Origin of the sequence: Paraburkholderia fungorum (assembly GCF_902833645.1) — a bacterium.
GTDB classification, from domain to species: Bacteria; Pseudomonadota; Gammaproteobacteria; order Burkholderiales; family Burkholderiaceae; genus Paraburkholderia; species Paraburkholderia fungorum.
This window is the reverse complement of sequence record NZ_CADFGE010000009.1, coordinates 152,797-166,398: the sequence shown is the minus strand read 5'-3', so window position 1 is coordinate 166,398 and position 13,602 is coordinate 152,797. Positions and strand designations below refer to the sequence as shown.

General features: G+C 60.3%; 11 protein-coding genes. 3 read left to right on the top strand and 8 right to left on the bottom strand.

Annotation, left to right across the window (positions count from 1 at the left end):
• Positions 1-122: 122 nt before the first annotated feature.
• The 4 genes from HWX91_RS26110 to HWX91_RS26095 form a co-directional block, all read right to left on the bottom strand.
• Complete coding sequence (locus HWX91_RS26110) at positions 123-1,391, bottom strand: site-specific DNA-methyltransferase (protein WP_052660676.1); 1,269 nt, start codon at positions 1,389-1,391, stop codon at positions 123-125.
• 153 nt (positions 1,392-1,544) lie between these two features.
• Positions 1,545-2,300: a hypothetical protein gene (locus HWX91_RS26105; protein ID WP_052660677.1), complete on the bottom strand. Its 756-nt coding sequence runs from the start codon at positions 2,298-2,300 to the stop codon at positions 1,545-1,547.
• A 282-nt stretch (positions 2,301-2,582) separates the two neighbouring features.
• Positions 2,583-3,941, bottom strand: coding sequence for a hypothetical protein (locus tag HWX91_RS26100; RefSeq protein WP_028195542.1), 1,359 nt, complete (start codon positions 3,939-3,941; stop codon positions 2,583-2,585).
• A 286-nt stretch (positions 3,942-4,227) separates the two neighbouring features.
• The gene (locus HWX91_RS26095) at positions 4,228-4,689 is read right to left on the bottom strand and encodes a hypothetical protein (protein WP_042274422.1); all 462 of its coding nucleotides are present in this window, start codon (positions 4,687-4,689) and stop codon (positions 4,228-4,230) included.
• Positions 4,690-5,047: 358 nt separating this feature from the next.
• Between HWX91_RS26095 and HWX91_RS26090 the strand changes: the two genes are divergently transcribed.
• The 3 genes from HWX91_RS26090 (at position 5,048) to HWX91_RS26080 (ending at position 9,312) form a co-directional block, all read left to right on the top strand.
• Positions 5,048-6,796, top strand: coding sequence for a DNA cytosine methyltransferase (locus HWX91_RS26090; RefSeq protein ID WP_063627870.1), 1,749 nt, complete (start codon positions 5,048-5,050; stop codon positions 6,794-6,796).
• Between the two features lie 91 nt (positions 6,797-6,887).
• Positions 6,888-8,051 (top strand): phosphoadenosine phosphosulfate reductase domain-containing protein, encoded by a 1,164-nt coding sequence (locus HWX91_RS26085; protein ID WP_244144143.1) that lies wholly within the window; start codon positions 6,888-6,890, stop codon positions 8,049-8,051.
• The gene (locus HWX91_RS26080; protein WP_244144142.1) at positions 8,020-9,312 is read left to right on the top strand and encodes a site-specific DNA-methyltransferase; all 1,293 of its coding nucleotides are present in this window, start codon (positions 8,020-8,022) and stop codon (positions 9,310-9,312) included. The genes HWX91_RS26085 and HWX91_RS26080 overlap by 32 nt, the downstream gene beginning before the upstream one ends.
• A gap of 48 nt (positions 9,313-9,360) precedes the next feature.
• Here HWX91_RS26080 and HWX91_RS26075 read toward each other — a convergent pair whose 3' ends face one another.
• From HWX91_RS26075 to HWX91_RS26060, 4 genes are all read right to left on the bottom strand, one after another.
• Complete coding sequence (locus tag HWX91_RS26075; protein WP_028195545.1) at positions 9,361-11,292, bottom strand: adenine nucleotide alpha hydrolase family protein; 1,932 nt, start codon at positions 11,290-11,292, stop codon at positions 9,361-9,363.
• 196 nt (positions 11,293-11,488) lie between these two features.
• Positions 11,489-12,310 carry a hypothetical protein gene (locus tag HWX91_RS26070; RefSeq protein ID WP_028195546.1) on the bottom strand — a complete coding sequence of 274 codons (822 nt, stop codon included), beginning with the start codon at positions 12,308-12,310 and terminating at the stop codon, positions 11,489-11,491.
• Positions 12,311-12,442: 132 nt separating this feature from the next.
• Complete coding sequence (locus tag HWX91_RS26065) at positions 12,443-12,964, bottom strand: NADAR family protein (protein ID WP_042274424.1); 522 nt, start codon at positions 12,962-12,964, stop codon at positions 12,443-12,445.
• 10 nt (positions 12,965-12,974) lie between these two features.
• Complete coding sequence (locus HWX91_RS26060) at positions 12,975-13,451, bottom strand: hypothetical protein (RefSeq protein ID WP_028195547.1); 477 nt, start codon at positions 13,449-13,451, stop codon at positions 12,975-12,977.
• Positions 13,452-13,602: the final 151 nt, after the last annotated feature.

Here is a 13,602-nt window from a genome sequence, read left to right as displayed (position 1 = left end):
CTGCGAGTGGAAGGGGCAACCAGCTCCCAACACCAGCTCGCAGGCACCCGCTCCGGGCACAGTCGGATTGATGACCCCGCCGCCCAAAGGGCGGACGGGGTCGGATTTATGCACAACGTCGATCAGAACAGTACATTCGGATGCTTCATGTCGTGCATCAGTTGCGGTTGATGAATTGTGGAATGAGGAAATCGAAGCGCTGCGCCCGCGAGATATTCGAGGTGCAACTCGGTTCCGATCCACTTCCTTCCCAGCCGCTCTGCTACGGCACCGGTCTGGAACGAGCCGCTGAAGGGGTCGAAGACGGTGTCGCCTTCTTCGGTACACATCTTGATAAAGTGCTCGGGCATACCTGCGGGAAAACGAGCTGGGTGAATCGGCACGCCCTTTTCCCGGCACAGTCGTTGATACGCGTCATTGGAAGACGTGTTGCTCATCGTCAGCAGGTTGCCCGGTATCGCGCCGCCGTTGTCCACGGCGAACGAACCTTCAGCGATCTGATGGCCGCTAGGGCGCGAGGCACGCGTTTCCCCGCCGCGCGAGAGCATCGATTTCATCGACTCACTGTACGGGACGAGCACCTGACGATTGTCCGCAAAGGGCATTTCGTTCGGCGCTAGCCAGTACAACTGTTCGAGTGAAGTCTTGACTCGAACCCGACGGACCGTCACCCACTCCGCCGGCGCCGGAAGTTTGGATGGATTGTGCCAGGCGTAGCGTTGGCATAGCTTCCAACCGAGTTCGTCCTCGAGGCGTATCAGCAAACGTTCCTGATACAGCGAGAACGTCGGCTCTCCGCGGTTCATCACGTCACCGAGGTTGATCACCACCGAACCATCCCGCGCCATCTTTTTCGGCCACGTCTCGGCAATGCGAAGAAGCCAGTCAACGTATTCGTTCGCCGCCTTGTTCGAGTATTGCTTTTCCCGAAGCAGCGGGTACGGCGGAGACGTGAATAGCAACCGCACACTGCCGTCGTCGATATGCGCCACGGCTTCCTCGGCGCGGCCGAACAATGCGACGCCATCCGCCGTTGTGAAAATCGTGATCACAAGTCCCGGGGCCGCGCGATGCAGTGCTTCCTTACCCTTGCCGGTCAGTTCCCATGTCGCTTTCCCGGTGGGAAGGGTCAGCCCGAGCGCCTTTGCGCGTTGCTGTGCCCATCGCACTGTACGATCGAATCGGTTGTACTCCTGGCCGCCGATATCGATCATCTCGTTGCGGGTCTCTTCTTCGATGCCCATCTTGACCGCTACAGCATCGCAAAGATCGCGCGTGCGAGCACGTCCGCCTTCCAGTTCCAGGCAGTCCAGCAGCGGGAGGACGAATTGCTCTTGTGTGAATGGACTCCGTGAATTGGGCCGAACGTCGCCTTTAGTGTCGCGCTTCATGTTTTACTCCTTTTACCGCTTCGCGGTGATTGAAAGGAGCGAGCGAAAGCTCGGCGAGGCGCGCTGCCTGGCCGAGCCGATCAAATGACAGGTTCGAGGCCGCGCCGGCCTCCTGTGAGGGAGGCGCGGCGGGCAAGCGTTGCGGTTGAGAGATTACGCGGTCGGGTCCGGCCCATTGCCGCTCACACGGAATTCCAACGGTGTCCACGGTGCCTGGTCGCATTCCGTGATTGACGGCATGGTATTCAGGGTCGCGACATAGGCTCGTTTGTCCGCGTCGCTACCTTCCAGTGCCAGATGGTAAGGGCCTACGAACTGTCCCGACAGATCGCGCGCCGCCCCATATCCCCCGAGAACGGCTGAATACAGGGCAAAGAAACGTTCGTCGTTACTGAACAGTTCCTCACCAAACGCGGCCACCTCGACACCGTCCTCGAAGCGAACCCTCAGGAATGGCAGGGTTTCTTCATCCCAATCTTGCTCCAGATCCGGATTGACGCCGACGCCGACGATCGTTGCCTGCTGGCCCGAATGCGCGTGGTACACGGCATTGTGCTTGGAGCGTTCCTGAAGCATCGAACTAAAGACGACCTGTAGCCCGGTCGCCGCTTGCAGCGCCCTGTTCACTTTTCGCTCGAATGCGGTCACCGGTGATTCGACTGGTGCCGAGTCCGAGGCGTCGGAATCGATAGCGGCGATGGCGCTGACGAGATCCGTGCCGTTGTACTCCTCCAGCATCTTAGTAACGACATCCCAGGCGCTGATCGCGCGAGGATTTCCGCTCGTCCGCACAGCCGCACCAGAGAATTGGAAACCCCATGCATGGAGAAGTACGCGTGCCATACGCTCAGCACCGTCTACCACTTCCTGATCCGTCAGGCCTACATTAACGCCACTGTCGCTGTTCATGATTCTCTCCTTTGTACCGCTTGGCGGTGAATGAAAAGGAGAAGCGACATCGCTCGGATGAGCCAAACTCATCACAGCGGTCGAAATGTCTTGGAGAATTGCTGGTCGCTCCCGGGTGGGAGGCAGAGACGGCACGGAGCCGATGGAAAGCTGATGCCGATCGAACGGCGTTTCCAATTCTAACGCACCGGAAACGGGAATGGCAATCGGGGGCTCAGCACAAAAAAACCCGCCGCGCCCCCCACTTCGGGAGACACGGCGGGCATTGGTTACAGGTTGGAATTACACGCTCGGCGTCGGCGACTCCTTCGTCGAATCATCCTCGAAGAATGTAGACTCCGAGCCGAGCTTTTCCGCTTCGAACTCAAGCTGCTCACGTGTCAGCGCCTCGCTCGACACCACCAAGAGACCGCCGCCGACATAACCGCCCTCGTCACACTCGCAGGCAATATCGCCGAGCGACATCGACGAAAGGTCCTTTCCGTCGTCATGCAAGACCGAGAACTGAATCACAGTTTTGCGCACGGCTGTTGACGTCACCGGACGGTCCGGCGATTGCGCTTCCGTAGGCGATGCTGCTTGACGAGCGGCCAGGAACGAAAACGCCTCCTCCCACACGGGGGCCTCCCAGCCACCCATATGCTCAGCCCACCTGACCAGCCGCGTAAGCAGATCGATCGGCCCAGCCGGCGCAGACGACTCCCGGTGATCCTCGATAGCCTGACAAGCGGTAAAGGCCGCCTTGAAGGCTCCGCGCGTCAGGCTCGTCGCCGCACCGTTGAGCAGTTTGACGTCGACCAACGGAGTTTCATCCGGAAGATTTCTCGCAAATAGCCATGCACCTATTTCGGCAAAGGGTCGAAGTGCCGCAGCGGCGCCCAGGAGCACATCAGCATCGGGCTGCTCCGGGCTTTCCTGAGGCGAAGCCCACCGCGGAAACGACTCGATTGGCGAAAGGTCCCAATCCTTCGGGGCTCTGCAAACCTCATTCGCCTCAAACAGCGACTCCGAAAGATCGGCTTTCTCTGCCGAACTCAGATCGACCCACTTCAGCCCGTCGAACGCTTGTGCAGCGATCAGCGTTTCGTTCGCCGCGTCGATCACGATACGGCACCGTGTTTCCGCCGTGCCAGGGCCAAACAGATGATTCCAGTTGCCGGAAAATAACTCGGGGGCTGGCAGTTTCGTAGCCGTGTCCGCGGCCACGAACTCGTCTGCAAACCCGCCCTGGACGGAGCCGTCCGGCGTCGTCGAACTGAAGACGACGTTCTGGTTCGCGGTAAATGCGCTTTCAAGCGGCTTCCCACCGACCAGCGTTACTTCCGAACGAGCCTCGTCGATATGCTCTTGAGTGACTTCCGCCAAGGCGCCAACGTCGAAATACTCGCAAACGCTGTCCACAACCCGAACGGTGAACGGACCGTTATGACCGAGGGCAACCGGATTCACCAGGATGTCCGTCGAATCGCGGTAGTCCTCCAGCGCATGGATCCTGTTCAAATCCATATTCAGCACAACCCCGGTTACATCCAGGTCTTGCTGGCCATCGACGTCGGTCGCGCAGTTATTGACCCAGGCTTGCGGTTGAAAGCAGGCGACGATCCGGCGTTGTCGAATTGCACTGCGATTGTTGCTGTTCATGACTTACTCCTTTGTACCGCTTCAGCGGTGGTTGAAAAGGAGCGAGCGACCGCGCTCGGATGAATGGAACTCATCAAAGCGGCTTAGATGTCTGAGGAATTTCGAACTCTCCCGGACGGGAGACGGTGGGGACGGATGGCCAACGAAGAGTCGGTGCCGATTGAACGGCTGCGTCAATTCTAGCGCACTGGGAATGGGCATGGCAATGCTGGCGCTTGACGTGAAAGAGCCCACCAGATCCACTCAACGGGATAAGGCGGGCATCGTTCCAGGTCGTTGGTCCTTGTTAGAACAGCGCGGCTTGGGCGCCTTCGAGCGACCAGCCGAAATACTGGAAGCCCTTCTGCACTCGGACGTTGGCGAGGAAGGCACGCAAGCCTTCGATCACCTGTTGCGCATCGCCTTGCTCGAACATGCCGTCGAATTGGCGCTCGCCGAAGTCGAACACAGTGTAGAACCTGTATCCCGGTGAGTAAATCTCCGCCTCGAACAGGCGTCGCAGGGTGCCAATCCTGAGATCGAGCGTTGCCTTGGCGGCGCGGTCCATATGCACGAAGTGAAACAACCAACAGCCAAGCTCGAAGTGGTCTCGAGCGGCCGGGGCTTCCTGCGCGTGATCCCACACATCGAGCGTCGACCCCTTACGTTTCGCCGTGCCGTAGAGATCGCGGGCATCGCGCTCGAGCTGTGTACGCTGGGCGGCGGTGATAGGCGCTTTGCCGCGACTCCATTTCGCTTTCGTTTCCATCTTGCAATTCATGACTCTCTCCCTTGTTCCGCGTGGCGGTGTTTGAAAAGGAAGCGAGCGCCGACGCTCTGATGAGTGAAACTCATCGCAGCGTATATGCAATGGGAATTTCCGGTGCTCCCGGATGGGAGGTTGAGACGGCTCAAGGCCAGTGGAAAACTGATGCCGATTGAACGGCCGCGATCATTCTAGCGCACTCAGAACGGGGATGACAAGGCGGCGGCTTCAGCCAGCGGCGCTTCCAGCCGTTATATCCATCAAGGTTGCATTCGCAAGGTCTCAAGGGACACTGATCTCATTGGTCGGGCGTGCCTCGCGGCCCTCGATAACTTGCGAACAGACCCCCATGGAGAACCGAATGAAGCGCGACAGAATATTCGACATTCAGAAGGAGCCGCGCCGCCAGACGGAGAAGATCATCGTCGATCTCTTTGCAGGTGGAGGCGGCATGTCAGAAGGAATCAAGCTCGCGCTCAACCGTCATCCCGACTTCGCGCTGAACCACAACGCAGACGCGCTCAGCATGCATGCCGCGAACCACCCGCAGACTCGCCACTTGATCGCAGATGTACGCGAACTGAACCCTTACGATATTGTTAGGCATCCAAATGGATCGACTAACAAATCTGTTGGCTACCTTCACCTGTCGCCGGATTGCCGAGACTTCTCGCAAGCCAAGGGTGGCCAGCCGCGGGACAGGAAGATTCGAGCGCTGTCATGGGTGGCAATCTATTGGGCTGGCACAGTCCGCCCGGATGTCATCTCGCTCGAGAACGTGGCCCAAATTTTGCGCTGGGGCCCGATGGTCGCGAAGCGCGATCCGAAGACCGGCCGCGTGGTGAAGGTCGACGGTACGGTGGCGGCCAAGGGCGAATACGTGCCGTTGCGCGACCAGTTCCTCGTGCCCGACCCGAAGCGCCTCGGTGAGACCTGGAAGCGCTTTGTGGCGATCCTGCGCAGCATGGGATACGTCGTCGAGTGGCGTGTCGACCGCGCCTGCAATCAGGGTGTCGCCACGTTCCGCGAGCGCCTGATGATGTACGCCCGCTGCGACGGCGAGCCCCTCGTCTGGCCCGAGGCGACGCATGCCAAGCAACCGGCCGAGGACAAATTGCCGTTCAAGCCGGCCGCCGACGCGATCGACTTCTCCATCCCGGGCAAAAGCATCTTCGGTCGCAAGAAGCCGCTGGCCGACGCGTCGCAGCGCCGTCTGGCGATCGGCATCGGGCGCCACGTCTTGAAGGAAGTGAACCCTTTCATCATCTCTCTGACGCACCAGGGCAGCGATCGGATCCATCCGATCACGAATCCCCTGCCGACCGTGACCGGCGCCAATCGCGGCGAGTTCGCTTTCGTCGCACCGGTACTTGTTCAGACCGGCTATGGCGAACGTAAGGGCCAAGCCCCGCGCGTGCTCGACCTGAAGCAACCTCTAGGCACGGTCGTCGCAGGCGGCAGCAAGCATGCGCTGGGCGTTGCGTATCTGGCCCAGATGAACGGGGGGTTCAACGACGTGCGCGGCGTGCCCGGGCGCGATCTGCGCGAGCCGATGTCCAGTATCACGCAGAAAGGCAGTCAGCAGCAGCTCGTGACGGCCCACCTGGTGCATCTGCGTGGCAACTGCGATGCCCGCAGCGTCGAGGAACCGTTGCACACGATCAGCGCCGGTGGCCAACATCACGGCCTGGTCGAGTGCGTCCTGTCGCAAGACGACTTTGAGGGCGCGAAGCGCGTGGCGGCGTTCCTGCGCCACTACGGCGTCATCCCCGAAGGTGATGCGGACGACATCTCCGGCGTTCTGCTGAACATTGGCGGTATCGAGTATGCGATCGTCGACGTGCTCCTGCGCATGCTCGTGCCTCGCGAACTATTCAATGCTCAAGGCTTCCCCCACGACTACATTATCGAGCGTGGTCACGATGGCCGGCCGTTCAGCCTAACGAAGCAGATCCACATGTGCGGCAACAGCGTCCCGCCGCTCTGGGCCGCCGCCTACGTTCGGGCAAACCTGCCGCACCTTGCGGTTCCTCCGGACCATCCCAAAGCTACCGGGCGCGAACGAACGATCGGGCGCACCAACCTTAGTGGAGATCGACTGGCGGCATGATGGCACGGCGGCGCGGTTGCATTCGCGCCAGCCCATCGTCAAATAGCGACATGGGCCGAGACATGGCCGACACCACTAACCGGGAGTTATCGTGAACCACGCTGTCATCCATCTCAACGCTGCGTCCGGCGGCAAGCGAAACTGTGTTGCCGTCACGCCTGATGTCGAAATCCTCCTTGCGCGCAATTGCGTCGTGGCGGTAGGCGTGTCGGGTGGGAAGGATTCGGATGCGTGCGCGATCGCCACCGACCGCTACCTGAACGAGATGGGCCACACCGGCCCTCGCGTGCTGGTTCACGCTGATCTTGGCCGGGTGGAATGGCGCGACTCCCTGCCTGGCTGCCGGCGCCTCGCTGAGCGACTCGGCTGGGAACTGATGGTGGTCGAACGCAGAGCCGGCGATATGCTGGCCCGGTGGCAGACGCGTTGGGAGAACAACGTCGCCCGCTACGCCGGGCTGTCCTGCGTTAGGCTGATCCTGCCGTGGAGTACGCCCGCAATGCGCTTCTGTACGTCTGAGATGAAGGTGGCCCAGATCACGTCGGCTCTTCGGAAGCGCTTCCGTGATCAGGACATCATCAACGTGTCGGGCATTCGGCGTCAGGAAAGCTCCGCCCGTGCCAAGATGCCCGTCTCGGCGCCGCTGGCCAAGCTGCAACGTAAGGGGGTCGCCGGCGTGGCATGGAACGCGATCATCGAGTGGCCCCTTGAGGACGTGCTGTACGAGATCAAGCACGCAGGTCTGGCACTTCACGAGGCTTACACGACATACGGCGCCAGCCGCGTCAGCTGCGCCTTCTGCATCATGTCGGCTCAGCGTGACCTCCGCGCGGCCGCGTCATGCGAAGACAATCACGACCTATACCGCTCGATGGTAGAGCTTGAGGCGGATTCAACGTTTGCCTTTCAGGGCAACTCCTGGCTCGCTGACGTTGCGCCGGATCTTCTCTCGACGCCGCTATTGGAGCGAGTCATGCACAGCAAACAGGCGGCTCGCGAACGCCAGGCCATCGAAGGCGAATTGCCCGAGCATCTGCTCTTCACCGCCGGCTGGCCGACCGCGATGCCGACTGTTCAGGAGGCGGATCTGATCGCCAGCGTGCGCCGCCGCGTTTCGGGCCTGGTCGGCCTCGACGCCGATTATTTGACAGGAGAGGACGTGATCGACCGCTACAGCCTCTTGATGCAAATCAAGGCGTCCCGCGGCGCGCCCGACAGCGTGCTTGCACCGGCGCAACTGGCTCTTACTCTATAAGCCTGATCCACCCTTCCTGATCTTCGCCATGTCTTTCGAACGCCAACTCGATCTGTTCGACCACGTGGGCGGCGCTTTCGCCCAGCCAGAGAGCGGCCGCCTCACGATGCAAGAGCTTTACCGGATCTCCGCCGGCCGCGCGGGCATCTCCATGCAGGAGATGAACGCTCGCTCCCCCGTCGGCGAGAAGAAGACTCAGCGTAGCCTGCTGCAGCGTGAGGTGCGTTGGCACTGCCAGTCTCTGAAGGCCCAGGGCCTGCTCGAGCGGGTCGAGGACGCACGTGGTGTCTGGCAGTTGACGGACGCGGGCAAACAGAAACTCAGGAAGGCACGGTCCGGCGTGTCCGTGCTCGCATTCGACACGAAACTCGGCATTGCGATCTGGGGCGACGCGCACCGCGTGTTCTCATCGTGGCACGAACCGATTTTCCTGTGCCTGACCTCTCCGCCCTATCCGCTTCGCCGCCACCGCGCCTACGGCGGACCGAGCGAATCGGAATACACCGACTTCATCACCCGCCACATCGAGCCGATCGTAAAGAACCTCGTGCCGGGCGGCAACGTAGTGCTCTCTCTCTCGCCGGATATCTTCGAGGAGGGCTCGCCTTCGCAATCGCTGTATCTGGAACGGCTGACCATCGCGCTATGCGATCGGCTCGGCCTTCGCCTGATGAATCGGGTCATCTGGACCAGCAATAAGGCACCTGGCCCGATCCAGTGGGCAAGCAAGGAACGGATGCAAATGAACTCTGGCTACGAGTTCCTGCTTTGGTTCTGCAACGAACCCCGAAAGTGCATCGCCGACAATCGTCGCGAGTTGGAGCCGCACACCGAGAAGCACAAGAAGTTCATGGCCGCCGGCGGCGTGAAGAAGCCGCGAGTGAGCAGCGATGGCGCCCACCGACAAGTGCTGGGGGCTTACAGCAACCCGACCGAAGGCAAGATCATGCGCAATGTGATCTATGTGTCAAACACCTGCGCCAGCCAGCGGGCGTACAAGAAGCGGGCCCGTGAGCTCGGCCTGGAGGCACACGGGGCGCCGATGCCACTCGATCTTGCCCGTAAGCTGATCCGCTTCATGACGGAAGCCGAGCAGCTAGTCGTAGATCCATTCGGGGGTTCGATGACGACAGGCCTTGCGGCCGAGAAGGAGGGCCGGCGCTGGGCGTCGACCGAACTGGTCTACGACTACGTGCGCGGTGCCGCGGAGCGCTTCACGGCTCACGAAAATATCGAAGTCCATCTGCCACTGGTCGCGTGATTCGGTAAAAGATGCACCCGCCCTCCCCAAAGGGAGAGCGGGTTCGCATCAAGCTGTCACCAGCAGGTCCTCCCCGCCAGCGAGCAGCATTTCCAGTTGATTGCCGTCGCTTGTGGCCTTATGAGCCCACGCCTTTCTCGCTTCCGCAGGGAGATCGCGGTACCGCACCGTCTTCTCCATCAGGGCGCCGTGATCGTACTCAAACGAAAGTCCGAGCCGATCCTTGAACTCCGAACGGCGACAGACTTCATCGTGCTCGGCCTGCTGGGAGTGCGACAGTTGTATGGTCCCGTATTGCAGGTACCACTTGTACCCGTAGGTCACCCCGCCCGGCGCCAGATAGCCATCGTGGATCGCGAGCATACGCTCGAGCTCGAAGTCCATCAGCAGAAAGGCACTTTCCTCGTCGACCTCGAACGATTGGCTGGTCACGACTTTCCACGCCGTCTTGCCGCTGCTGAGTTCCACCAGTTCTGGCTGACATCCCATCTCGGTCATAGCCTCACGGTAGCTGTCACGCAGCCCCGTGAACGCTGTATCCGGACGTTCGTCCCACTCCTCGCCCACGTACAGGAACCGCGTCTCAGGGAGAGGCGTCTCCGGCACGGGAGCGATCGTCGGAATGTCGTACCGCACATTCCCGAACTGGATATCTCGCAGGTCAGCCCATAAGCTGAACGGCCGAGCAACCCCATATAGGGATTGCATGGCGTCCAACGCAATGAGCATGTCCAGCGGAAGAAGCTCGAACTTCGGCTTTTCCTTTGCCCGACGTGCACGGGTGCGTTCGTCATGGTCGAGTTGCAGCATGAAGCGCGAAATTTCACGCACGGTTTTCGGATGGAGCGTATCCGGTCCCACAGCGACGTAGCCGTTGCGGATCGTTCGCCCTATCCAGTTCCGTCGCGACCAGTCGTAGCGGATGTTCCGGAGATACTCATTCAACGTGAGCAGTCCCTTCGCATACGCGTACTGCGGATCGTACTCGACCATCGTTGCGAGTGACCTGTCTTCCGTCTGGAGGCAAAGGTGGCATCCGAAACGTGCACCGCACTTGCCAGACTTGCTTGAACTCCCTTCGTAGATGGCATCGGCGACGACAGCACAGGAGGTGCCGCCAGCGTCAGCGTAAATGCGCTTTGTGTCCTCGAAATCCGAGTAACTCGGCCACACTCCACTGCCATAGTACGCAAGAGCTTCCCACACATCGTCCGTCGAAAATGAACAAATCGGGCTGAGAACGTACTCACCGTCCTTGTTTCGCACCGGCCGATCCGCCCGTTCGCCACGCGCACGCATGGCAGTCGAGCGTCGTTCGCTCTCGCTGTACCGGGTGCCCAGGAGGGTCACCGGCACGCCCATTCGCTCATGTTTCAATCGCCGGAACAGCTTTCGACGAAAGGAGCGCTGCGGCAAGATCTTGTACGAGACACTGCAGTCACCCTTCATCCCGGCATAGCTGGGAATCGCGCGACCGCTAAGCACCGAGACCTGCCACGTGCTCAACAGCGGTGGCGTGACCATGTGCGTCTCGACGCGCAGTTGTTCGGCCGCGGCGAACTTCTCGACGCGGCTGAACTCGGACTTGATGTGCTCAATGACGGATGGGTTTTCGATCAACGTGTTCGATGTCGTGACCAGGACGAATGGCTCCCGGAGACGCTTCAACGACGCACGCAGTGGGGTGGACTTCCGGAGGTTTCTCCATGCCCGCAAGGCTGGCAGGAAGCGACTACCCTTGTTCCCTGCCGGCCGGTACGCGAACGCCCGAGCCGAACGAAGCATCTCCGCATAGTCCCTAGCAGCGTGCAGCGTGATCGCGAGGACCAGACTGCTATCTTTTCCGCCGCTGAAAGCCACGACGACAGGCTGCCCGTTGAGGAACAGACGGATGATGTTTTGGAGTGCCTGAGCGATCCGGTTTTCGATGCTCATCTGCAGCATGTGGACCGGGAAGAGCTCGATGGTTTCGTATTTCATGGTTCTCTCCTGTGCCAGTAACTGGCGTTGGTTAAAGGAGAGAGCGCCCGCCCTGCGCTCGGCGGCGCGATGTCGCGCAGCCGAACGTCTTGTCTTTACAGATTCCGGCGGACAATCAGCGGAAAAACCCGCGTTCACCGACCCAAACGGGCTCGGCGAACACGGTTCGTTTCATGCCGGCATGGCCAGCTTCAGGTTACGCATGGGCTTCCATATAGCGGCCGACCCATTCCGCGCGCTTCTCGGCCGGTTCAGCCTCAAAGTTACGGTGGTAGTGGAGTCCGACCCATTCCCCGACCAGATCGAGATCCGGGTACGCGTGGCGACGGCCGAGCGCCACTTCGGCGACGTAGCGCGCACGCGTTACCCAGTCGGTGACGTCACCGTGGACCGAGTTAAACGTCACCTCCACGCCCAAACCATCCAGGCATGCCGCGACTTCGGCGAGTGCCGTCGTCAGGTTCTGGTTCGCCAGCCGGAGATTGCCGACTTTGGTCACGATGCTTTCAGGACTCGTCGAGTCGCGCAGTTCGGTAAGCGGCTCGCTGATCTTCTCGACGTCGCCGTCGTCTTCCCCGAACCCCTCGTATTGGGTCTCCGGATCGACGACACGGCCAAACGCATCGACAACCTCGATTTCGAAGTCCGACAGGACCTCGATTCCTTGATGAGCGTGGAAGACCTTGAGAGCGATTTCGGCGAGGACTTCGCGGCGTAGTTCCTGATCTTTCTGGACTGCCTGGCTGAAGCTGACCTGATACAGACCTGCCGCATCCTCGTCTTCTGGATTGTCGACTGTTTCGTTGATTTGCCGCACATTGACGAACAGGCGCGCGACATAGTCATCGTCGACTTCGTCGTTGTGACTGTCGATGATGTAAATCGGCCTATGGCCGTCAGCAATCAGGTCGGTGCGGATATGCAAGGCTTCCCGCAAATCGTCCGTCTTGTTGTCGCACTCGCCTTCGTCATGCCAGACGTAGTAGTCGATTCTCGTCTTGAAGCGTCTCGGATTCATGGTGATCTCCTTTTGCCTCTCTGAGGCGGTTGAAAAGGAGAGAGCGACTCGCGCTCAGGCAGTCACGTGACTGTCGGAACATCAGAGTCGGTCATCCGCCGGCCCGTGAGGGGCGGGCGGAATTCCGTTCGCTTATTGCGGGTGCTCGCCGAGAAACGTCAGTTCGCGCCTTTCCGTTGCCAGGATGTCTCGAACGTTCATCAATGCGCTCCCCAGCAGGTTTGATCCGAGCCATCGACGTTGATCGAGAATCCGCGGATCGTTCCATGCCAGGCCGACGCCCCAGATCCGGTCGTACGGACTGGCTTCCACCAGCATGGTGTCCCCCGTCGCGAGCAGCGCGTCCGCAAGCGAACCGCTTTGCCGAAACTTTTCCCGGCACCCGACGGTCACGATCGACTCTCGCTTCCCGACCCAGACTGCCTCATCGAAGCCCTTGACCTCCCGACCAAGCTTTTTCTGAGCCCGAGGGTCTGCCGTAGCGATAACTGCTTCGGCGACTCGGTGATCCTCGAAAAGCATAGCTTTCGCGTACATCATGAACTGTTCGACGCACGAAAACTGCCGACCGCGAAACTCGAATCGGCACGGATGCCAGTTGCTCAGAGGATCCTCTGCGCCAAAGAAAAGTGTCATGCCATTGATCACGTGCATCTTCGCCTCCCTATGCGCGCTTCAGGTAGCGTAGCCAACGGTCGCCCGACGGCAGTTTTTTGAGGATGGTGGCCACGGGCGACTTGGCACGGGCGGAATCGATTTTCCCATTCTCGAGGATAGCGTTTTGCAGGTAGAAAAGTTGGATGATCGCTTCGTGCCCGTAATGCTCCGCGGCTTCCTTCAGCGGCCCCACGACGGACTGCAGCTCTCCCCAGAATGTCTGCGCAGCATCCAGATCTGCCAGCCGCTTGTTACCCTGGTCCAGCGCACTCGTCGCGGTAATGGTCAAATCGGTCGCGAGCTTGGCAATGTTCTGATCGCCGCCCTCACCTTCGAGCGTGCGCACGACATCGGCCAGGCCGATGTTGATCAGCGCATCGACAGTCTTTGCGATCTGGGCCGGGGTCGCTCGTGCGCGAGTGGAAACTGGCACTTGCAAAACGACCGAGAGGCGGGCCGCGGCTTCGGGCTTTTTCTTATTCATTTGGGTTTCTCCTTTTGTGCCCAATGGGCTGTTGATAAAGGAGTGAGCCCGTAAGCTCTGTGGGTCATCGCTGACCTGCAGAACCTGCGCTGTGACAAGAAGCGGCCAGCACCCACATAGGGATGCAGGTTGGACTTGCTTCAAGATTGCC